The sequence below is a fragment of the Kitasatospora sp. NPDC059722 genome (genome assembly GCF_042733235.1).
Taxonomy (GTDB): Bacteria; Actinomycetota; Actinomycetes; order Streptomycetales; family Streptomycetaceae; genus Kitasatospora.
In genome coordinates, this window is the sequence record NZ_JBHWGD010000070.1 from 1 (window position 1) to 22,558 (window position 22,558).

Here is a 22,558-nt window from a genome sequence, read left to right on the forward strand (position 1 = left end):
GCCGCCGCGGACGGCCGCCCGGCGGGCAACTCCACCACGCGGCGGGCTCGGTGGCACCCTCGGGCGCGGTCACCTGGAGGGTGCCGTCGGGCTGGATGGACACCAGACCGTCCGGGGCCACGACCGGCAGTCCGGCCTTGTCAGCGACCACCTCGGCGGGGCGTCGCCCACCCGGGCCCAGCGCGGCGAGACCGGAGGCGGCGAGGATCAGCCGGGCAGCGCCCCGGGTCCGGGCGATCAGCCCGAGCTCGGCCATCTGTTCGCGCAGCACCGGCGCGGCGTCGGCCGCCGCCGCCACGACGACGAGGGCGTCCGGCACCGGCCGCAGGCTGCCCATCGCCGCCGCCAGCTCGTCGTCGCCCACCTCACGCGGGGCGATGACGTAGTGCGGCCCGAACGGCCGCAGGATCGACCGCGACGGCCCCCGCCGCCCGGCCGGTACGGGCGGCGGAGCGGACGACGCCCCACGGCGGCCGAACCGGCGGCGCAGAGCCGGTGCGGACGAGGCCCCGGACTGCGGCGCACTCATCGCGCCACCCGGCCGGCGGGCGGTATCGCGGGTGCCGGGCGCCGGCATGTGATCGGCGTTCCGGCGGCGCGCCGGCCGGCGTCCGTCCGCCGGTGGGGCGGGAAGGGCGCTCCGGCGACGGCGCGGACCACGTCCGTCGGCCGGTGCGTACGCCCGGCCCGGGCGGAGGTCCGGTGAGGTTCCACCTCGGCCATCGGCGTACGCCTCCCCTGATCGTTCGTCGGGACCCACCCGGTCGGTGCCCTGCCCAGCTATACGGCCCGCGCCCGCCCGGCGGTTCACCACCGGCCGGTCGCCGGCGCCCGGCCGGAGCCGCGGACCGGTGCCGCCCCGGCCGGGTGCGGGCGCCCATTCGCCCGACGTGACGCAGATCACGTCCCGGTCTTCCGGATTCTTTGCCGTTGTGCCGTGCTCCCGTCCCCGGAAGTAGAGCCTGCTCGTACGAGTCGCAGAGGAGAGTCATCGCCGTGTGCATCGACGGTGTGTGCATCGAGTTCCGGCCGGGCCCGGGGCTGCCCCGGCAGTTCCTGACCGACGTGAACTACCGCGGGGCCGACCGGCGCGGGCGGGAGCGCTGCCAGTCGGTGCTGGTCGTGCCCGGCGCGGACCGGGCAGACCCGCACCTGATCATCAAGCTGCTGTACATCACCAGGAACCGGCCCGCGCAGATGCTTCGGATCTTCGGGTTCGACGACGTGGCGGACGCCATGACGACGGCCGGTCTGGACACCGCACTCGCCGAGGTGCCGCCCGCTTCGGTCGCCGTCCTGCTGATCGGTCTGGCCAGGTCGATCAGGCACCTCGGCTCCCCGCCACCGCCGCCCGCCCGGGCGGCCCTCGTCGCGGCCCTGGCCGCCCGCTTCGCGGCCCTCGTGGGAGACCTCGAAGGCGTGGACGACTTCACCCGCAGGGTGCTCGGCAGGGCGCGCCCGGAGGAGTGGCGAGAGGGAGTGATCGACGCGCTCCTGGGCGATTGGGTGGACGGACTCGGGGACTGCCGCAGCGATCCCGAGCTGGTGGCGCTCCTCGACCGTTGCGCGAAGGAGGAACGCAAACGGTGGCTGCCGTTGTGGAACCGGGGGACGAGGAACGGCCCCACCCGGCTGACCAGCGTCACGATCGGCACGGGCGTGACCCTGGAGGACGCTCTCACCGACCGCCTCAGCGCCGAGGACGTGGTCCTGCGGCACGAGTTCGACGACGAGCGGATCGGAGCGGTCCTGCGCGGCCTGACCGCCGACGAGGCCGCCGTCGCCGTCCGGCTCGCGCGGGATGGCGGGAGCTGGCTCCAGGCGGCCGTCGAAGCGGGCCTGCCGCCCTCGTACGGCGACCGGGTGCGCCGAAAGCTCCGGCGCCGGGGCGCCCTCCACGCCGAGCGCACCGCCGCGGCCGCGAGGACGGCCCGATGAGCGACCTTCTGCGAGCCGCGTTGCCCGAGTTCCTCGCGGGCCTCGCCACGGCTGCCGTCGTCGCGGTCCTCCGGTCGTTCCGGAACCGGTGGCGACGGCCGGCCCGTCGTCCCGGCGTCGGCCTCGGCGTCGAAGCCGAGGCCGAGAGCGGACGCCGGACGCCGGCGGCGACGCCGGGTCCGGGCACGCGGCCGGGCGGGAGCGGCCGGTTACCGCAGCCGGAACAGGGCCACCGCTTCGTCGATCCGCCCGAGCTCCAGGAGTAGCCCCGCCAAGGTGCGGCGGTGCCAGGAACGGGCGGGGCCCAGGAGGTCCACGGCTTCCTCCGGGCGCCCGCCTCGGCGATCAGCTCTGCCAACTCCCTCGCCACGAACGGGGAATCGGCATCCAGTCCCGGTACCCGCCACGGGCCCGGCGGCTGATTTCGGCGGCGTTCACGATCGCGCGCCCTACTGCCCGGCCGCCGAGGAGCCTCCGGCCGGCCACCGGAGCAGGAAGTCGGCCGGTCCGACTTCCTGCTCGGGCCGGGAGCCGCGAGCCGCGCAACGGCGGGGCGGACAGGTGCGCCGTCAGGTGGCCTTGGAGGCCTCTCCGGACTGTCCCGCGATCTGGGTGATGGTGAAGTGGACGAACTCGGCGGGGCGCACGGGTGCGACGCCGATGTCGCAGATGACCTTGCCGTCGTCGATGGTCTTGGGTGTGTTGTTGGTGTCGTCGCAGATCACATAGAACGCCTCGTCCGGCGTGCGTCCCACGAGGGCGCCCTGCCGCCACTGGTCAGTGAGGAAGGAGGACACGGAGTGCCGCAGTGTCGCCCACAGCCGTTCGTCATTGGGCTCGAACACCGCCCAGGTCGAGGACTGGTGGACGGAGTCGGCGAGGTAGGACACGAGGCGGCGGACGTTGAGGTAGCGCCAGTCGCGTGTGGTCGACCTGGTACGAGCGCCCCATACGAGCAGGCCCCGGTCCGGGAAGAGCCGCAGGCAGTTGACGCCCTTCGCGTTCAGCTCCCCGTGCTGGTCGTCCGTGAGGACGGTCTGGAGCTTGAGCACGCCGCGGAGGTTCTGGTTGGCGGGGGCCTTGAAGACGCCGCGTTCGGCGTCGGTGCGGGCCCAGACACCCGCCACGTGGCCGCAGGGCGGCACGGTGCGCTCGACGGCGTCGACGCCCGGGACCGTGATCCACGGGTAGTACAGGGCGGTGAAGGCGGCGTCGTCGGAGTCGCGCGAGCCGAGCGTGTCGGCGAAGGCCGCCGCCTCGGCCGGGGTCAGGCCGGGCGGCGGGTCGAGGATCGCCAGCCGGTTGCGCTGCTCGGTGCAGTGCTTGACGACCTGGGCCATCCTGCCGACGCCCGCGGCGTGGTCGGGCGCCGGCGCCTCCTTCTCGGCGGAGGCGTCCGCGGTCATGTCCCAGAGGCTGGGGACGGCGACCATGGTGACCTCGGGAACGGTCTCCAGGGCGGCGAGGCCGGTGCGGGCGTCCGTGTTCCCCTTGAGCTCCTCGGGTGAGACGGCGCTCTGTGGCCTGGTGAAGCCCACCACGTAGCAGGTGCTCCCGCCGTTGGCGAAGAACCCGTAGACCGCTTCGGCCAGGGGCAGGCACCGTTGCAGCGTGTGGATCGCGGCCGGTTCGGTCGCGTCCGCGAGCTCCTTGGCGATTCCCTGGACGCTGTAGCGGGCGGCGAACTCCTGCCAGCTGCGGATCTTCTGCGGGACGACACGCTCGGCGTCGGTGAACGGCTCGGGGGCCGCGCTCGGATCGTCGTTGGCGGAGGCCTTCGTGTAACCGAGGAACGCCGGGACCGATGTGCTCGCCCCGGTGATCGTGCGTACTCCGCTGGGGAGCTCCGTCACGAAGACCCCTGGCGGGTTCTGACTGGGCATCCACACTCCTTGAGGTGAGAGGGCCGCTGCTGGTGCGAACGGCGAGTCCGTACCCACCCCAGCGCAGCGAGCTGCCCGGCCACTCCTCTGAGAGGGCAAACCACCGCTTCGAGTGAAGCCTCTGTGTGACTGACGGGTGGTCTGCCGCCGGCAGGCGGGTGGGCTTGAGTCTCCTGTAAGGGGAGGTGGGAGGGTGAGGGCATGGACGGCGACACGCTCTACCCGATCGGTGATCTGGCCCGGCGGACCGGTCTGACGGTCAAGGCCATCCGGTTCTACTCCGACTGCGGGATCGTGCCGCCGACCGACCGTAGCCCGGCCGGCTACCGCCTCTACGGCATCGACGCCGTCGCACGTCTGGACCTCGTACGGACACTGCGCGACCTGGGACTGGACCTCCCTGCCATCCGGAAGGTCGTGGACCGGGAGATCTCCCTTCCCGAGGTCGCCGCGGCGCACGCCGAAGCACTGGCGGTGCAGATCCGGACGCTGCGCCTGCGGCGCGCGGTGCTGACGGCGGTGGCCAGGCGCGGGTCCACCCCTGAGGAGATGGATCTCATGCACAAGCTGGCCAAGCTCTCCGAGGACGAACGTCGACGGCTGATCGGCGATTTCCTCGACACCGCCTTCAGTGGACTGCTGGACGCCAACCCCGAACTCGCGGGGATCACGCGGTCGATGACGCCCGAGCTGCCCGACAACCCGGAGGCCGAGCAGGTCGAGGCGTGGGCGGAGCTGGCCGAGCTGTCCCAGGACCCGGACTTCCGCGCCGGCACGCGGCGCACGGTCGAGCACTACGTGGCCGATCACGCCCGGGTCGGCACCACGTGCCCGCGCCGTGACCCTGCCGCAGCGGTCCTCGACCAGGTCGGCCCGGCCCTGGCGGCCGGCATCGACCCGGGCTCGCCCCAGGCCGATCGGGTCGTTGCGGCGGTCATGGCCCAGTACGCGGACGCCGTGGGGCGCCCCGACGACGTCGACCTCCGGCGCCGGCTGTCGACCCGCCTGGAGACCGTGAACGACCCTCGCAGGGAGCGGTACCTTCAGCTGCTCGCCGTGATCAACGGCTGGTCGGCCCCGGAAAGCCTGGCGCCGGGCTTCGACTGGCTCATCCGGGCACTGGGCGCCCGGATACCGGGGTAGCAGACCGTTCGCGACATGGCGCGGCCGGACCGGCGAGCCGGCGGCGCGGGCGCCGGCGCCCTTGGTGGCCTTCGTGCTCGTCGACGACGGCCCGGCCGGCCCGCCGCCCAAAAGCGGTCGACAACCCCGGCCGGCCGCCCGATAGGGTGCCGACGTGGACATGGAACAAGCCTGGCAGGCCGCCGAGTTGCGGTGGAGGTGCGGAACGCTCGCCGGATTCGTCGCGGCCTGCACGGACGTCGAGGGGCGTGCCCGGGAGGCGGCCAGGCTGGCCGGGGAGGTGTTCGCCACCGACCCCGGGGACGTGGCGGCGTTGCAGGCGATCCACGGCGTTCTCGCCACCTGGGCCGACGAGCTGGGGGACCATCCGCACCGGCCCGCCGTCCGCCGGCCCGAGGAAGCGGATCGCCGCATCCGCGACCACCTCAAGGACGTCCTGCGCACCCGGCTGCCCGTCACGGCCCGCGACCGCCTGGCGGCCGTCCAACTCTCCCTGGACGTCGACTTCGACGTGCTGCGCCGGCTGCGGACGCTGTCCGCCGAGGAGCGCGAGGACGTCTTCTACGTCTACGGCCGCGCCACGGCTGCCCTGGACCTCGGTCACCTGGACGAGGCCGAGCGCGGGGCGAAGCACCTCGACGCCCTGCGGCGGCAGTACGCCGGCTAGTACGCAACTCGGCGGCGCAGTACCGCGCCCGGGAGAGGAGAACCGGCATGACGACGAGTCCGCTGCCGTTGGACCTGCACGAGGACATGCAGGTCTGGTCGTACCGCGTTTCGCACCGGACGCTGCTGTTCCGCAGCTTCTGGAAGCAGGGGAGGGACACGGCCACGGAGGTCGAGTTCGTCAGTGTCCTGGCCATGAAGACGCGGTCGGGCTACCAGGACCTGGAGATCCGGGAGGCGGATTCCGACCCGGAGATCGAGGCGCTGGTCGACGTGCCGGGCCCGGCGTCGGCTCGCTACCTGCGGCTCCACCTGCTCAGCGGTGGTGTGCCCGCGGGTTTCGTCGTCTGCGGGGACGTCCGGGTCCGTCAGGTGCCGGTGGACGAGTGACCCCTGGCCGGTCGAATCCGGCGGGGCCCGGTCGAGCCCGGTCGAGCCCGGTCGAACCCTGGAGGGCCCGCCGCCCGTGGTATCTGCTGAGGCCGGTCGGCGACCGGCGCGAGGACGGACGCGGGAGGACGACCATGGCCTGGTACCAGGGGCCGAGCCGGATCACGGTGACGGCGGTGGAGGGCCCGTGGCAGCAGCGGGCGGTGGTGACCGTGCGGGGCGCCGCGCCGGTCCTGGTCCCGGCGGCGGTCGGCGCCGTCCACGTGGTCGACGCCGCGAGCTGGCAGCTGGACCTGGAGCACTGCCACGAGGGCGAGTGGAGCCCCAACATCCGCGCGGTCCAGGGCCGTTGGCAGGAGGTCCGGGGCGTGCAGACGCAGCAGGTGCACAGCCGCAACCGCGACCGGGCCGGCGACCGCCAGGACCGCAACCTCGTGCTGCGGATCGAGCGGATCGAACCGGGCGGGCGCACTCCGGCCGCCACGCCCGGCCTGCCCGCCGCGCGTCGTACCGCGAACGCCGACCCGACGGCCGCCCCGGCGGGCGCCGCACGGCCCACCACGGCGGGCGGACCGGCCGCCACCACGCCGGGCACGGGCGCCCGCACGACCACCTCGACGGCCGGCTCGGACTTCCTCCGGCCCGCGGCCCCGTCGCGCCCGACCACCGCGACCACCGCGACCGGATCGGCGGGCGCACGGACCACGACCTCCTGGGGCGCCTGAAGCAGGCCTGACGGCGGCCCTGACCGGTCCACCTGCTTGGTCGTCCGCCCCTGCCCGGTGGCCGGTTCGAGCGCCCGCTCCCGGGGCCGGCTGGCCTCGTTGAGGAACTGTGTGAGCCGATGGGCGTCGACCCGGTCCGGCGCAGCGAGCCGGACGTGGCCGGGGGTGCGGGTGGCCGGCCGGAGGCCGTCGGCGCGGAGAGTGATCAGCCGGGCGACGTGCCCCCGCAATGCGGCGCGAGCGGTGGACGGCGCGCGTGGTCCCCTACGGGGCCGAACAGTTGATTGACCTGGATGAGCCAGGATGAGCGAGGCGCTGCGGTAGCGCGGCCGAGCCGGTTCAGAAGACGCCGGGGGACTCGTCCGGCCCGGTGCCGAGCCGGCGCTGGGCGCCGGTGAGGTAGCCCGCCTGGAAGCGGCTCTCGGCGCCCAACTGCGCGAAGATGTCCGCGATGTACTTGCGGCAGGTGCGCAGCGAGACGCCGAGCCGCCGGGCGATCGTCTCGTCCCGCAGGCCCTCGCTGAGCATGCCGAGGATGGTGCCCTTGAGGTCGTCCCGCAGGCCGCCGTCCAGCGGGGCCGGATGGTACGGGGTCGCCATCTGCCAGTTGCGGTCGAAGGCGTCGCACAGGAAGCCGACGGTGGAGGGGTCCCGGATGACCACCGCGCCGCCGCTGGTCCGGTGGTGGGAGATGAAGGCCACCCGGCGGTCGAAGGCGATCATCCGCCCCAGGAGCTCGGGCAGGGTGCGGACCTGGGCGCCCGCCGCCGTGACCCGTTCGACGTAGGCCTGGGTGGGGGCGTTGTGGCGCGCGGGGTGCTGGTAGAGGGTGCGCATGCGGACGCCGCGCCCGATCATGGCGAGGTCGCGGGCGATCGAGCGCTCCAGCTCTCCGGGCGGGCGGCCGCCGCCCGGCTGGGCGGTCATCACCTCGGACTCGCAGGTGGCGCCGGCCTCGTCGAGCATCGCGATCACCTCGCCGAGCGCCTCGACGGGCTGCAGCGGAGCGCCCCGGTCGACGTCGTCGACGCCCGCGTCGTACATGGCGTTCACCGAGTCCACCACGTCCCAGACGGAGAGGACGCCGGACAGCCCGCGGCGGAAGCGGGACTCGGCCGCGGCCACCTCCGCGCTGGCCTGCTGCGGGTCGACGGCCTTCCAGGCTCGCTCCATCGCCGGTCTGTCCGCCGGTCTGCCGTCCGGTCTGTCCTCCGATCCGTCCTCGGGTCCGTCCGCCGGCCCGCCCGGTGGTCGGAGCGGCCCGGCGGGATCGAGCGGATCGAGCGGCCGGACCAGGGGGACGGCCGCCAGCGACTCGACCGCCCGGGCGACGCGTTCCTGGGGCAGTCCGAGCCCCACCGCCGCGTCCGGGATCCGCAGCACGCCCCGGTCCACCGCCCACCCGTAGACCTGGATCTCCTCGGCCTGCAGCGCCTGGAACCTGGTCACGATGTCCGTTTTTGACACCTTGTCCACTCTTTCTCCCACGTGCAGCTTGATGTAAAGCATCATCATGCGGGCTCGGTGACTGGACTGCCAAGCTCCGAATTCCCGATGCTGATGTCAACGGCGTTCGACGGGCGATCCCCGGCGGCGCAGGCATCCATCCCACGGGGGCACATCGTGCAGTTCTCCAAGAAAATCCGCGGAATCCTCCGGACCGGCGCGGCCGTGGCCGCGGCAGCCCTCGTCGCGACCCTCGCGGCGGCCGCCGGGACCGGTCATCTGCCGGGCCGGGAGCCGTCGACTTCCGTTGTAGCGCAGGCTGGTGGCAACGGCGACACCGGCTGGGGATAGGCCCGGGCGGCCTGATCCGACGGATACGGACGGGCCCCGTCCAGCGGGCTCTACGCGGGTTTCGTCCCCCCTCTCCCGGGGCGCCGCCCGGAATTGACTCGCATCACTCCAATATTTCGCAGCAATAACCGTTCCCCAATTCCCGGGAAAGGGCTTGCTGTCATGTCCACAAGTGGTAATCGGAATTTTCTGGAGGCAGGTTCAGATGTCCCAGCCGAACATTTCGGCCGACCGTGTCGACGCGGCTGCGGTCCGGGCGATGGTGGCGGAGGCGCTCGGGGTCGACGTCCCCGGCGACGGGTCGTTCATCGGCCACGGCGGCGACTCCTTCCACGCCGTGACGCTGATCGCCCGGATCGAGGAGGAGTGGGGCGTCGAGCTGGACTTCCTCGCCGTGCTGGACTCCACGCCGGACTCGCTGGCCGACGCGGTGAACGCCGCTCGCGCCGCCCGCGCGGAGAGCTGACCGGTCGTGGAACCGTCGCTGACGTTCGGTCCGGCCGCGGCCGTCCCGCCGCACGGCACCGCGCACGGCGCGGTGCTGGCCTGGGCGGACCGGACGCCGGACGCCCCCGCGCTGCGGGCCGGCGGCCGGACCACCACCTACCGGGGCCTGGTCGGCCGGGCCCGGGAGGTTGCCTCCCGCCTGGTCGAACTCGGCCTGCGGCCCGGTGAGTTCGTGCCGGTGTCGGCCCGGCCGGGGGAGGCCTTCGCGGTCGCGGCGCTCGGCGTGCTGCTGGCGGGCGCGGCGTTCGCCGCCGTCGATCCCCGGTGGCCCGCCGGACGGCTCGCGGACGTGGCCGAGGACCTGGGTGCCCGCTTCGTGCTCGACGCCACCGGGGAGGGAAGCACCCTCGCGCTGCCGGTCGTGAAGCTGTCGGACGGCGAACCGCCGTGCACACGGCGGGACTTCGCGGCGCCCCGGGTCGGCGCGGATGACCCCGCGTGCGTCTTCTTCACCTCGGGTTCCACCGGCCGCCCCAAGGGCGTGGTGATCCCGCACCGCGCGATGATCCGCACCTTCGTCGACGGCGGCTACGCCGACTTCGGCCCGGACACCGTGATGCCGCTGCTGGCCGCTCCGTACTGGGACGCGGGCGCGCTGGAGACGTTCGGGCCGCTGCTCAACGGCGGTTGCGCGGTCGAGGCCCGGGACGGCCTGCTCACCCCGGCCGAGCTGCGCCGGCTGGTGCGCGAGGACGGCGTGAACACGCTCTGGCTGACCAGTTCGCTGGCCAACCTGATCCTGGACGAGGAGCCCGGGGCGTTCGCCGGCGTCCGGCACCTGATGACCGGCGGCGAGCGCGTGTCGCCGCCGCACCTGGCCGCGTTCCTGGCCGCCTGCCCGCGGGCCCGGCTGACCAACGGGTACGGCCCGGTGGAGTCGATGGTCTTCGTCACCGCCCAGGACGTCACCGCGGCCGAACTGGCCGAGCCGGACGGCGTTCCGGTCGGCCGCGCGGTGCGCAACACCCTGCTGGCCGTGGTGGGGGACGACGGCGCGCCGCTGCCGCGCGGCCGGGTCGGTGAACTGTGGGTCGGCGGCGACGGGCTGGCGCTGGGCTACCTCGACCGTCCGGAGGAGGAGGCCCGTCGGTTCGGCGTCCTCGACATCCCCGGCCGGGGACCGGAGCGGGTGTACCGGACCGGGGACCTGGTGCGGATGGCACCGGACGGCCGGCTGTCCTACGTCGGGCGCGCCGACCGCCAGTTCAAGCTGCGCGGGTACCGGATCGAACCGGGCGAGGTAGAGCGCGCGGTCGCCGCGGTGGCCGGGGTGCAGGAGTGCTTCCTGGTCCCCGTCCGGACGGCGGAGGGGACGGTCACGAGCACCGTCTGCGGCTACACCGTCGAGCCGGGCCGGACGCTCACCGACGAGCGGGTGCGCGGCGCGAGCGCGGCCGTGCTGGCGGCGCACCTGCGGCCCGACCGGTTCGTCCGACTGGCGTCGGTGCCGCTGGGCCCGACCGGCAAGGCCGACCTGCGGGCCCTGGAGCGGCTGCTCGTCGGAGAACCGCCCGAGGCGGCACCGGCACCGGCGGCGGACGGATCACCCGCGCTGAGCGAGGTGCGACGGATCCTCGGCGACCCCGCACTCGCCGGGGACGACGACCTCCTGGCCGACGGCGTCAACTCGCTCCAGGTGCTGAGGATCGCCGCCCGGCTGTCCCGCCTGCTGGACACCGAGCTCTCGGCGGGCGACGTCTACCGGCACGGCACGGTGGACGCCCTGGAGCGGGAAGCCCGCCGCCGTCCACCCGGACCCGTCGGGCCCACCGGACCGGCCGGCGACGGCGGGCCGACCGAACTCTCCGCCGGGGAGCGCCGCTTCTGGATCGCCGAACGGCTGGCGCCGGGCGCACCCGGGCACGTCGCGGTGAGCCGGATCGAGATCACCGGGCCGGTCGACGGCGACCGGCTGGAACGGGCGCTGGCCGCCGTGGCCGCCGCCCACCCGGCGCTGCGCACCACCTTCCCGCAGCTGCGCGGCCGCCCGCACCGCGCGGTGGCCGCCGAACCCGCCCTGCCGCCGCTGCTGCGGCGCTCGGGCGACGAGACCGCCGCCCTGCCGGCCCTGACCGCCGAACTGGCGGCCCGGGTGCACGACCTGGTGAACGGCCCGCTGCTCGCCGCGGGTCTGCTGTCGCACGGCGCCGAGCGGCACACGCTGGTGCTGGCGGTGCACCACACGGTCTACGACGGGCACTCGGAGCAGGTGCTGCTTGCCGACCTGGCGGCGGCCTGGTCCGGCGTCCGGCCGCGGCCCGCCCCGGCCGCGCCGACCGGCCCGGTCGGCGACGCCGAGCGGCACCGGGCCTTCTGGCGGGCCGAGCTGGCGGGCCTGGAACCGCTGGACCTGCCGGGGGCCAGGCCGGTGACCATGAAGGGGCTGTGGACCGCTCCGGTGGTCGAGCGCCCGGTCGTGCTGCCGCCCGGTTCGGCCGCCCTGCTGCGCGCGGCGGCGGCCCGGCTGCGCCGTCCGGCCCTGGCGGTGCCGCTGGCCGCCTGGTGGCGGGCGCTGTCCGGCTGGAGCGGCCGGCTCGACTTCGCCGTCGGCGTCGTGGTGGTCGACCGCGCCGCCGCCCACGAGCGCACCATCGGCTTCCTGGCCAACAGTCTGCCGGTCCGGATCGCCGGGACGCCGGGCGCGTCCGGGCCCGAACTGACCGGGCTGATCGGCGAACGGCTGCTGGAGGTGCTCGAGCACGCCGCGCTGCCCACCGACGAGATCGCCGCGCTGGTGCCCCGCCCGCCCGGCGGCCGCAGTCCGCTGTTCCAGACCATGCTGGTGTTCCAGCGGGTCAACCCGACCGTACGGCTCGGGGGTTCGACCCTCCGGCCGCGACCCGCCCCTCCGCTGGGCGCGCAGGGCGAACTGGTCTGCGAGCTATGGGAGGACGGCGACGACCTCGTCGGCAGCCTCCAGGCCCCGGCCGGCCTGCTGCCGCCCGCCGTCCTCGGCCTGCTGACCGACCTCCTCGAATCCGAGCTGACCCTGCTGCTCGCCAAGGACCTCACCAAGGACCTCCCATGACCGACACCTTCCTCCCTCCGGCTCCCGCCGAGGCCGCCGGACCGCTGCCGCTCTCGTTCACCCAGGAGCGGATCTGGTTCGAGGAGCAGCTGCGGCCCGGCGGCTCCGCCTACCACATGCCGGTGATCTCGCGGGTGTCCGGCCCGCTCGACGTGGCCGCGCTGCAGCACGCCGTGGACGCCGTGGTGGCCCGGCACACGGCGCTACGGACGGTGTTCGCCGAGCCGGACGGCACGCCCGTCCAGCGGGTGCTGCCCGAAGCGCCGGTCCCGGTCGCCACCGAGGACGTGCGCGCGCTGCCCGATCCGGCCGCGGCCGGGCTGCGGCTCGCCCAGCGGGAGGCCGAGCGCCCGTTCGACCTGGTCGCCGGTCCGCTGCTGCGGGCGCTCGCGGTGCGGACCGGCGAGCAGGAGCACCTGCTCGTCCTGACCTTCCACCACCTGGTGTTCGACGGCTGGTCGTTCGGGCCGTTCTTCGAGGAGCTGTCGGCGGCGTACGGCGCCGCGCGGGCGGGGGAGGCGCCGGCGCTGCCGCCGTTGCGCCGCCGGTTCGGCGACGCCGTCCGCGCCGAGCGCGAGCAGCTGACCCCGGAGACCGTGGACGGGCTGCTGGAGTGGTGGCGCGCGTACCTGGCGGAGACGCCGAGGGTGCTGGAGCTGCCCGCGGACCTGCCGCGGCCCGCCGTCCGCGGCCGCAGCGGGGCCCAGGCGCGGCTGCTGCTCGACGCCGGGCTGAGCGACGGAGTGCGCGAGCTGGGCCGGGCCCACGGCGCCACCCTCTACATGACGGTGCTGTCGGCCTTCGGCGTGGTACTGGCCCGCCAGAGCGGCCAGGAGCGGCTGCTGGTCGGCTCCCCGGTCTCCACCCGCCGGGCCGGCGACCACAACGCGCTGGGCTGCTACCTGACCACCCTGCCGGTGCGGCTGGACCTGTCCGGCGGCCCGTCGTTCGGTGACCTGCTCGGCCGGGTCCGCGCCAGTGCGCTGGAGGCCCTGGCCCACCAGCGGGTGCCGTTCCAGCGGCTGGTGGGCGAACTGGCCCCCGAGCGGGACCTCGGCCGCACCCAACTGATCCAGGTGTTCTTCAACGTCCTCCCGCCGGCCGCCCCGCTCGCCCTGGCCGGGTGCGCGGTCGAGCAGCTGCCCTTCCCGGAGATCGACAACAAGTTCGACCTGACGCTGTACGTCTCCACCGAGGGCGGGCGGCTGGCCCTGGAGGCGGTGTACGACGCCGGGCTGTACCGGGCCGAGCGGATCGCCGACCTGCTGGAGCAGATCGCGCTGGTGCTGCGGCAGGCCACGGCCGACCCGGCCCGCCGCACCGGGGAGCTCGCGCTCGCCACCGGCCGGGCCGCGGCCCTCGCCCCCGACGCGACGGCCGAGCTGACGGCGACCCACCCCGGTCCGCTGCTGGAGCGGCTGGCCGGGCACGCCGAACGGAGCCCGGAGCGGACGGCCCTGGCCGGACCCTCCGGCGCGCTGACCTACCGGGAGCTGGCCGACCGGGTCGAGCGCCTGGCCGGGCGGCTGGCCGGCGTCGGCGTCGGCGCCGGCGACGTGGTGGCCGTGCACGCCACGCGCGACCCGGCCACCGCGGTGGCGCTGCTCGCGGTCTGGCGGGCCGGAGCCGCCTTCGCGGTCCTGGACGCCGACTACCCGGCAGCCGAAATCGCCCTGCGGGCCGAAGAGTTGCGGCCCAAGGCCTGGCTGGCCACCGGCCCGGGCGAGCTGCCCGACCAGGCCCGCGCCGTTCCCGTGCTCGCCGTGGCGGACGACCCCGACGCGCCGCCCGCCGCCCGCCGCGCCGCCACCGCGGACGACCCCGCCTACGTCGCCTTCACCTCCGGTACCACCGGCCGCCCCCGCCGGATCGTCGGCGGCCACGGCCCGCTGGCCCACTTCCTGCACTGGTACGCCGACGCGTACGCGATCACCCCGGGCGACCGCTTCTCGGTGCTCTCCGGGCTCGGCCACGACCCGTTCCTGCGCGACGTGCTGGCGCCGCTGTGGGCCGGCGCGACCGCCGTGTTCCCGGCGGCGGACCTGCGGGACGTCCCGGCCCTGGCCGAGGAGCTGCACCGCGAGCGGATCACCGTCGCCCACCTGACCCCCGCACTGGCCGATGCGCTGGCCGCCGCGGCCGGACCGGGCTGGCCCGCGCTGCGGCTGGTCGGCTTCGGCGGCGACGCGCTGACCCGGCGCACCGTCCGGGAGTGGGCGGCCCTCGCCCCCGCCGCGGACCTGCTCAACCTGTACGGGGCGACCGAGACCCCGCAGGCCGTGTCGGTCCACGTGGCCCGGCGGGCCGGACAGGCCGCCCCGGAGGGGGAGGGCCGGATCCCGCTCGGTCCCGGGATCGACGAGGTGCAGCTGCTGGTGCTGGCCGGCGACCGCCCGGCCGGCCTCGGCGAGGTGGGCGAGCTGGTCGTGCGCACCCCGCACCTGGCGCGCTACGCCGACCCGCTGACCACGGACGGCTACGGCGACAACCCGCTGAGCGGGCACCGGCCCGACCCGGTCTACCGCACCGGCGACCTCGGCCGGCTGCGCCCGGACGGGCTGGTCGACCACCTCGGCCGGGCCGACCACCAGGTCAAGGTGCGCGGCTTCCGGGTCGAGCCGGCCGAGATCGAGGCGGCCCTCGCCGGGCAGGACGGCGTGCGCGGGGCCGTGGTGCTGGCCACGCCCGAGCAGCGCGGCGGCCACCGGCTGACCGCCTACCTCGCGACCGGCGGCACCCGCCCGGACCTGGGACGGCTGCGCGCGGCGCTCGCCGCCCGGCTGCCCGAGTACAAGGTGCCGTCCGGCTGGGTGGTGCTCGACGAGCTCCCGCTCACCGCGAACCGCAAGGCCGACCGGGCGGCGCTGCGCGCCCTCGGCCGCGAGGAGGCGGCGGTCGCCGCGTACGTGGCCCCGGCGGGCGAACGGGAGGAGCGGATCGCCGAAGTGTGGCGGGAGGTCCTGGGCCGGGAGCGGATCGGCAGCCGGGACGACTTCTTCGCGCTCGGCGGGCACTCGCTGCTCCTGAGCCGGGTGCTGGTGCGCCTGCGGCAGCGGTTCGGCGTGCGACTGTCGCTGCGCGAGCTCTTCGCCCACCCGACGGTCGCCGGGCTGGCCCGGCTGGTCGGGCGGCACACCGGGGCGGGGCCCGAGCGGCCGGTCCCCAGGAGCGGGGAGTCCGAGCCGGCGCCGCTGTCGTGGACCCAGGAGCGGCTGTGGCTGGAGGACCAGCTGCGCCCCGGCGACGCCGCCTACAACATGCCGCTGGTGCTGCGGGTGCGCGGCCCGCTGGACCGGACCGCGCTCCAGTCGGCGGTGGACGCCGTGCTGCGCCGGCACGCGGTGCTGCGGATGCGGGTCGCCGTCGTCGACGGGGAGCCCGTCCAGCAGGCGGTGGCCGACGCCTCGGTGACCGTCCGGTACCTGGAGCCCGCCCCCGGGGCGGCCCTCGCGGAGGCGATGCGGGAGACCAAGCGCCCGTTCGACCTGGACGCCGGTCCGCTGTTGCGGGCGCTGGTGCTGCACACCGCCGAGGACGAGCACCTGCTGGTGCTGACGATCCATCACATCGCCTTCGACGGCTGGTCGTTCGGCGTCCTCCTCGACGGTCTGTCGCAGGCCTACCGGGCCGCGTGCGAGGGCCGGGAGGCCGGGTTCGGCGACGGGCTGCAGTTCGCCGACGTGGCCCGCTGGCAGCGCGCCGAGCTGGCCGGAGAGCCGCTGACGGAGCTCTTGGACTGGTGGACGGACCACCTGGCGGACGTCCCGACCGTGCTGGAGCTGCCCACCGACCGCCCCCGGCCCGCCGTCCAGGCGCACCGCGGCGCGCGCCACCGGCTGGCCGTCGACCCGGACACCGCCGACCGGCTGCGCCGGCTCGCCCGGGAGTCCGGCAGCACCCTGTACCTGACCCTGCTGACCGCATTCGCCGTGGTGCTGTCCCGCCACAGCGGGCAGGAACGGCTGCTGGTCGGCACCCCGGTCGCCAACCGGGAGCGCGCCGAGTTCGAGGACCTGGTCGGCTGCTTCCTGAACACCGTCCCGGTCCGGCTCGACCTGCGCGGCGCGCCGTCCTTCGGCGAACTGCTGGGCCGGGTCACCGAGGACGCCCTGGCGGCGTTCGCCCACCAGGGCGTGCCCTTCGGCCGGCTGGTCGGCGAGCTGGCACCGGAGCGCGACCTCGCCCGCAGCCCGCTCGTGCAGGCGCTGTTCGCGCTGCAGAACGTGCGGCTCGGCTCGTTCGAGGCCCCGGGCGTGACCAGCGAGCTGGTGGAGGTCTCCGAGGCGAACGCCCAGTTCGACCTGAACCTGCGGATGCTGGACACCGGCGGCGAGATCCTCGGCTGGCTCGACTACGACACCGACCTGTTCGACGCCGCCACCGTCGAGCGGCTGGCCGGCCGCTTCACCGCGGCGCTGGCCGCCATGGCCGCCGACCCCGCCGCGTGCACGGCCACCGCCGACCTGCTCCCGCCCGCCGAGCGCCACCGGGTGCTGCACGAGTGGAACGCCACCGACGCCCACTGGCCGCTGGAGCGGACCCTCACCTCGCTGCTCGCCGAGCAGGCCGGACCGGGCACCGGCCCGGCCGCCGGGCGGATCGCGGTGCGCTGCGAGGGCCGGGAACTGAGCTACGCCGAACTGCACCGGCGGGCCAACCGCCTGGCCCGCCTGCTGCGCGGACACGGCGTCGGCCCGGACGTGGTGGTCGGCGTGCTGATGGAGCGGTCGGTCGAGCTCATGGTCGCCCTGCTCGCGGTGCACAAGGCCGGTGGCGCCTACCTGCCGCTGGACCCCGGATACCCGGCGGACCGGCTGGAGTTCATGCTCGCCGACGCGCAGGCGCCGGTGCTGCTGACCGACTCCGGCGCGCCCGCGATCGCCGCCGCGGGCCGCACCGTCGTCGCGGTCGGCCCGCACACCGCCGCCGACCTGCCCGACCACGCGCCCGAGCCGACGGCCGGCCCCGACCACCTGGCGTACGTCATCTACACCTCGGGCTCCACCGGCCGCCCCAAGGGCGTCCAGGTGCCGCACCGGGGCATCGTCAACCGGCTGCTGTGGATGCAGGACGCCTACCGGCTCGGCCCGGACGACACCGTGCTCCAGAAGACCCCGATCAGCTTCGACGTCTCCGTGTGGGAGCTGTTCTGGCCGCTGTTCACCGGCGCCCGGCTGGTGCTGGCCCGCCCCGGCGGCCACCGCGACCCGGACCACCTCGCGCGGCTGATCCAGGACGAGCGGGTGACGGTGTGCCACTTCGTGCCGCCGATGCTGGAGACCTTCCTGTCCGCCGCGCCCGCCGAGCGCTGCGGGTCGCTGCGGATGGTGGCGTGCAGCGGCGAGGCACTGCCCGCCGGGACGGCCCGGCGCTTCCACCAGGCCCTGCCCGGGACGAGGCTGGAGAACCTGTACGGCCCCACCGAGGCCTCGGTCGACGTGACCCGCTGGTCCAGCCAGCCGGACTGGGACCGCCCGAGCCTGCCGATCGGTGCGCCGATCGCCAACACCCGGGTGTACGTGCTCGACCGCTGGCTGGCCCCGGCCCCGCTCGGGGTGCCCGGCGAGCTGTACCTCGGCGGCGTCCAGCTGGCCCGCGCCTACGGCGGCCGGCCGGACCTGACCGCCGACCGCTTCGTCCCCGACCCGTACGGCGCGCCCGGCGACCGGCTCTACCGCACCGGCGACCTGGCCCGCTGGCAGCCGGACGGCACCGTCGAGTACCTGGGCCGGATCGACCACCAGGTCAAGGTGCGCGGCTTCCGCATCGAACTCGGCGAGATCGAGGCGGCGCTGGCCGCGCAGCCGGGCGTCGGCCAGGTCGCGGTCATCGTCCGTGAGGACGAGCCGGGCGACCGGCGGATCGTCGCCTACCTCACGCCGGGCGACGGACCGGCACCCGACCGGAGCGCCCTGCGGGCCGGACTGGGCCGCACGCTGCCCGAGCACATGCTGCCGAGCGCCTTCGTCCCGCTGGACGCCCTGCCGCTCAGCCCGAACGGCAAGCTGGACCGCCGCGCCCTGCCCGCTCCGGACCGCGGCGCGGCCCCGGAGGCGTACGTCGCGCCCCGCACCCCGGTGGAGCGGCAGCTCGCCGAACTCTGGCAGCGGGTGCTGCGGCTGGCGCGGATCGGAGTCACGGACAACTTCTTCGAGCTCGGCGGCGACTCGATGCACGCCGTGCGGGTGGTCGGACAGGCCCGGGAACAGGGCCTGGACATCCCGCTGACCGAGCTGTTCACCCACCAGACCGTCGAGGCCGTGGCCGGCTGGCTGGACTCCCGCACGGAGACCGGCGGACCGCAGCGCCGGGCGACGGCCTTCGGGCTGCTCTCGCCGGAGGACCTGGCCCGCCTGCGCGCCAAGTGACAGGCCACTCACCGAACTACCGAAAGGATCGACATGCCGAACCCCGGCGAGATCGTCGACGCCTACCCGCTGACCAGGCTCCAGTCCGGAATGCTGTACCACAGCATGCGGGACCGGGACAGTCCCACCTACCACGACATCTCCGCGATCCGCCTGACCGGCCCGTTCGACGAGGACGTCCTGCGCGAGGTGCTGGCCGGAGTGATCAAGCGCTCCGACGTCCTGCGCAGCGCCATCGACCTGGCGAACTTCAGCCAGCCGATGCAGTTGGTGCACTCCGCCGTGCCGACCCCCCTCACCGTCGAGGACCTGCGCGGCCTCGCCGAGGAGGAGCAGCGGCGCCGGGTCGCGGAGTGGACCGCGCAGGAGAAGGCCACGCCCTTCGACCTGGCCGCCGCCCCGCTGCTGCGGCTGCACGTCCAGTTGTTCGCCGACCGGGACTTCCGGCTCAACCTGAGCTTCCACCACGCGATCCTGGACGGCTGGAGCCTGTCGCTGGTCACCTCGCAGCTGCTGACCGGGTACGACGCCAGGCTCGCCGGTGCCGGTGCCGGTGCCGGTGCCGGTGACGTTGCCGCCCCGGCCGCGCCGGTCACCCGTTTCCGGGACTTCGTCCTGCTCGAACAGGAGGCGCTGGCCGACCCCGCCGCCCGCGACCACTGGACGCGGACCCTGGCCGGCACCGAGTTCACCGGCCTGCCCCGCTTCGACGAGCCGGGCCTGGCCGCCGGCCGGTCGGCCCGGGTGCACGAGGTGCCGTTGCCGGACGGGCTCACGGACGGGCTGCGCGCGGTCGCGGCCCGGGCCAGGGTGCCGGTCAAGGCGGTCATGTTCGCCGCGCACGCCCGCGTGCTGGCGCTGCTGTCCGGCCGGACCCGGGTGGTGACCGGCCGGGTCAGCAACGGCCGCCCCGAGACCGCCGACGGGGACCAGGTGGTGGGCCTGTTCCTCAACACCCTGCCGCTGGTCGCCGAGACGGCCGGCGTGAGCTGGCTCGACCTGGCCCGGCAGATCCACCGCCAGGAGAGCGAGTCGCTCGCGCACCGCCGCTACCCGATGGCCCAGCTGCTGCGGGACCTGGAACGGCCCGAGCTGTTCGAGACCGTCGTCGACCACCGCAACTTCCGCGGCTACGACCTCGCCCTCACCCGGATCGAGATCGCCGGGAGCGAGTTCTTCGAGCAGACGAACTTCCCGTTCACCGCGAACTTCGGCACCGACCCGGTCACCGAGGAGGTCCGGCTGCGGATCAACTTCGACGAGGCGCAGTTCTCCGGGCGCCGGATCGCCGAGATCGGCGGCTACTACGCGGCCGCGCTGGCCGCGCTGGTGGCGGACCCGGACGCCCCGGCCCAGTCCGCCGCGCTGCTCGGCCCGGAACAGACCGACCGGCTGGTCCGCGCCCTGAACGACACCGCGGCCGAGCGCTCCGTGCACACCCTGCCGGAGCTGCTGTCCGCCACCGCCGCCCGCCGCGCCGACGCGGTGGCGCTGCGCACCGACCGGGCCGAGCTGTCCTACGCCGAGCTGGAGGCCCGCGCCAACCGGCTCGCCTGGCGGCTGCGCGAACTCGGCGTCGGCCCGGACGTGCTGGTCGGCGTCCACCAGGCCCGGTCGGCCGAACTCGTCGTCAGCCTGCTCGCCGTGCTCAAGGCCGGCGGCGCGTACGTGCCGCTGGACCCGAACTACCCGCAGGACCGCCTGGAGTACATGCTCGACGACGCCGGTGCGGCCGTGCTGCTCTGCGACCCCGGGCTGGAGGACGCGCTGGACCCGGCCGGGGCCCGGGTGGTGGCCGTGGACGCCGCCGCCGGGGACGGCTACCCGGCCGAGTGCCCGCCGCCGCTGGCCACCGCGGACCGCCTCGCGTACGTCATCTACACCTCCGGCTCCACCGGCCGGCCCAAGGGCGTGCAGATCCCGCACGGCGCGCTGCTCAACCTGCTGCAGTCCTTCGAGCGGGACCTCGCGATCACCGAGCAGGACCGGCTGCTGGCGGTCACCTCCCTCTCCTTCGACATCGCGGGCCTGGAGGTGTACCTGCCGCTGCTGGCCGGCGCCGAGCTCGTCCTCGCCCCGGACATCGCGGTGGACGGGCCCCGGCTGCGCGAGCACCTGGAGCGCACCCGCCCGACCCTGATGCAGGCCACCCCCTCCAGCTGGCGCCTCCTGGTCGAGGCCGGGCTGCGGCCGGACGAGCGGCTGCGGGTGATCTCCGGCGGCGAGGCCCTGCCCGCCGACCTGGCCGGTGAACTGACCGCCCGCTTCCCGGTGGTCTGGAACGCCTACGGCCCGACCGAGACCACCATCTGGTCCTGCCTGCAGCGCGTGGCCCCGGACCGGCCGGTCGGACTCGGCCGCCCGATCGCCAACACCCGGGTGCACGTGCTGGACGAGCACCTCGGCCTCGTCCCGGACGGCGTGCCGGGCGACCTCCACCTCGGCGGCGACGGCCTGGCCCGCGGCTACCTCGGCCGGCCGGACCTGACCGCCGACCGCTTCCTGCCGGACCCGTTCGCGGGCGACGGCGCCCGGATGTACCGCACCGGCGACGTGGTGCGTCGACTGCCCTCCGGCGAACTGGAGTTCCTCGGCCGCTCGGACCACCAGGTCAAGCTGCGCGGCTTCCGGATCGAGCTGGGCGAGATCGAGACGGTGCTGGCCCGGCAGCCCGGCGTCGGCCGGGTCGTGGTGGCCGCCCGCGAGGACCGCGCGGGCGACCCGCGGCTCGTGGCCTACCTCACCGCGGCGGACGGCGCCGCCCCGGCCACGGCCGACCTGCGCGCCGCGGTCGCCGCCGCGCTGCCCGAGTACATGGTGCCGAGCGCCTTCGTGGTGCTCGACGCCTTCCCGCTCACCCCGAACGGCAAGGTGGACCGCAACCGGCTCCCCGCCCCGGGCCGCGAGGAGACCACCGCCGGGGAGTTCGTCGAACCGCGCACCGACACCGAGCGCGCGCTGGCCGCGATCTGGGCCGACGTGCTCGGGATCGAGAAGGTCGGCGTCACCGACAACTTCCTCGACCTGGGCGGCAACTCGATCTCCGCGCTGCGCGTGGTGATGCGACTGCCGGACATCACCGACGTCGACGTGCCGGTCGCGGCGCTCTTCGAGGGCGGCACCGTGGAGAAGCTCGCCCGGATCGTGGACGGCGAACTCGCCGCCGACCGCGGCGTGGTGGTGCCGTTCCGCTCCACCGGCGGCCGGCCGCCGCTGTTCTTCGTCCACCCGCTGGGCGGCGCCGTGTTCAGCTACGCGGACCTGGTCGACGAGCTCGACGAGGCGCAGCCCTTCCACGGAGTGCAGGCCCCGGAGTACGCCGGTCCGGACGTGCCGCGCCCGGACACCGTCGAGGAGATCGCCGCGCTCTACCTGGAGCACCTGCGGGCCGTCCAGCCCGAGGGGCCGTACCACCTCGGCGGCTGGTGCATGGGCGGCATGGTCTCCTACGAGATGGCCCGTCAGCTCCAGCGGGCCGGGCAGGAGGTGGCCGCCCTCGTGGTGGTCAGCGCCAGCATCGACGACCCGGTGCCGCCGCGCTACACCGTCTCCGAGTCGGCCGCCATCATGGGTGCCTTCGCCCACAAACTGCCCACCACCGAAGCCGAGCTGGAGGCGCTGGACCCGGAGGCCCGGCTGCGCTTCGTGCTCAAGCTGACCAAGGGCACCGCCGACGAGCGCGAGGACGCGGCCAGCGTCGAGGACCTGCGCCGGCTGGTCCGGCTGTACCAGCGCCACGCCCGCGCGCTCATCCGCTACCGGGACACCCCGCGCGAGCCGTTCCGCGGCGACATGCTGCTGATCCGCGCCGAGCACGAGATGTTCAGCGGCTGGGACTTCGGCTGGACCCGCCGGGTCGACGGCCGGCTGCTGATCGACGTGTCGCCCGGCAACCACTTCTCGATGCTGGAGCGGCCCAACGTGCCCAAGCTGGCCGCCCGCATCGAGGCCGCGCTCGCCGGCGAGCCCGCCGGGGACGTCTCCGTCTGACCCGCCCCCCCGGCCGCCCCCCCGCCCGGGCCCGCCCCGGCCGCCGGGGCGGGGGGCCCACCCCCCCCCCCCCCCCCCGGGGCCCCCCCCAACGAGGGTCGGTTTACAAACACACGACGGCCC

The 22,558-nt window shown here is 75.1% G+C and carries 13 protein-coding genes; 10 read left to right on the plus strand and 3 right to left on the minus strand.

The window, feature by feature from the left end:
* Positions 1-529 (minus strand): hypothetical protein (locus tag ACFV4F_RS32570; RefSeq protein WP_380507946.1); only part of this gene is annotated, 529 nt, incomplete at its 3' end.
* 467 nt (positions 530-996) lie between these two features.
* Between ACFV4F_RS32570 and ACFV4F_RS32575 the strand changes: the two genes are divergently transcribed.
* Positions 997-1,938 carry a hypothetical protein gene (locus ACFV4F_RS32575; protein ID WP_380507949.1) on the plus strand — a complete coding sequence of 314 codons (942 nt, stop codon included), beginning with the start codon at positions 997-999 and terminating at the stop codon, positions 1,936-1,938.
* Positions 1,935-2,204 carry a hypothetical protein gene (locus tag ACFV4F_RS32580; RefSeq protein ID WP_380507952.1) on the plus strand — a complete coding sequence of 90 codons (270 nt, stop codon included), beginning with the start codon at positions 1,935-1,937 and terminating at the stop codon, positions 2,202-2,204. The genes ACFV4F_RS32575 and ACFV4F_RS32580 overlap by 4 nt, the downstream gene beginning before the upstream one ends.
* A 303-nt stretch (positions 2,205-2,507) precedes the next feature.
* Here ACFV4F_RS32580 and ACFV4F_RS32585 read toward each other — a convergent pair whose 3' ends face one another.
* Positions 2,508-3,821: a phage tail sheath family protein gene (locus ACFV4F_RS32585; RefSeq protein WP_380507955.1), complete on the minus strand. Its 1,314-nt coding sequence runs from the start codon at positions 3,819-3,821 to the stop codon at positions 2,508-2,510.
* A gap of 201 nt (positions 3,822-4,022) precedes the next feature.
* Between ACFV4F_RS32585 and ACFV4F_RS32590 the strand changes: the two genes are divergently transcribed.
* The 4 genes from ACFV4F_RS32590 to ACFV4F_RS32605 all read left to right on the plus strand — a co-directional run bounded on the left by ACFV4F_RS32590 (position 4,023) and on the right by ACFV4F_RS32605 (position 6,745).
* Positions 4,023-4,964 carry a MerR family transcriptional regulator gene (locus ACFV4F_RS32590; protein ID WP_380507958.1) on the plus strand — a complete coding sequence of 314 codons (942 nt, stop codon included), beginning with the start codon at positions 4,023-4,025 and terminating at the stop codon, positions 4,962-4,964.
* Between the two features lie 154 nt (positions 4,965-5,118).
* Positions 5,119-5,631 carry a hypothetical protein gene (locus ACFV4F_RS32595; protein WP_380507961.1) on the plus strand — a complete coding sequence of 171 codons (513 nt, stop codon included), beginning with the start codon at positions 5,119-5,121 and terminating at the stop codon, positions 5,629-5,631.
* 47 nt (positions 5,632-5,678) lie between these two features.
* Entirely contained in the window at positions 5,679-6,020 is a 342-nt protein-coding gene (locus tag ACFV4F_RS32600) for a hypothetical protein (protein WP_380441486.1), read from the plus strand.
* A 134-nt stretch (positions 6,021-6,154) separates the two neighbouring features.
* The gene (locus ACFV4F_RS32605) at positions 6,155-6,745 is read left to right on the plus strand and encodes a hypothetical protein (protein ID WP_380507964.1); all 591 of its coding nucleotides are present in this window, start codon (positions 6,155-6,157) and stop codon (positions 6,743-6,745) included.
* A 339-nt stretch (positions 6,746-7,084) separates the two neighbouring features.
* Here the strand turns inward: ACFV4F_RS32605 and ACFV4F_RS32610 are convergent, their stop codons facing one another.
* Positions 7,085-8,194, minus strand: a complete 1,110-nt coding sequence (locus ACFV4F_RS32610; RefSeq protein ID WP_380495682.1) for a LuxR C-terminal-related transcriptional regulator — start codon at positions 8,192-8,194, stop codon at positions 7,085-7,087.
* Positions 8,195-8,747: 553 nt separating this feature from the next.
* Here ACFV4F_RS32610 and ACFV4F_RS32615 point away from each other — a divergent pair.
* From ACFV4F_RS32615 to ACFV4F_RS32630, 4 genes are read left to right on the plus strand one after another with little or no spacing between them, the layout of a single operon-like run.
* A complete protein-coding gene (locus ACFV4F_RS32615) occupies positions 8,748-9,008 on the plus strand; it encodes an acyl carrier protein (RefSeq protein ID WP_380441480.1) in 261 nt (86 codons plus the stop codon).
* 6 nt (positions 9,009-9,014) lie between these two features.
* A complete protein-coding gene (locus ACFV4F_RS32620) occupies positions 9,015-12,077 on the plus strand; it encodes an amino acid adenylation domain-containing protein (protein ID WP_380507966.1) in 3,063 nt (1,020 codons plus the stop codon).
* Positions 12,074-18,445, plus strand: a complete 6,372-nt coding sequence (locus ACFV4F_RS32625; protein WP_380507969.1) for an amino acid adenylation domain-containing protein — start codon at positions 12,074-12,076, stop codon at positions 18,443-18,445. Before ACFV4F_RS32620 ends, ACFV4F_RS32625 begins: the two co-directional genes overlap by 4 nt.
* A 33-nt stretch (positions 18,446-18,478) precedes the next feature.
* The gene (locus ACFV4F_RS32630) at positions 18,479-22,435 is read left to right on the plus strand and encodes an amino acid adenylation domain-containing protein (RefSeq protein ID WP_380507971.1); all 3,957 of its coding nucleotides are present in this window, start codon (positions 18,479-18,481) and stop codon (positions 22,433-22,435) included.
* The last annotated feature ends 123 nt before the right edge of the window (positions 22,436-22,558 follow it).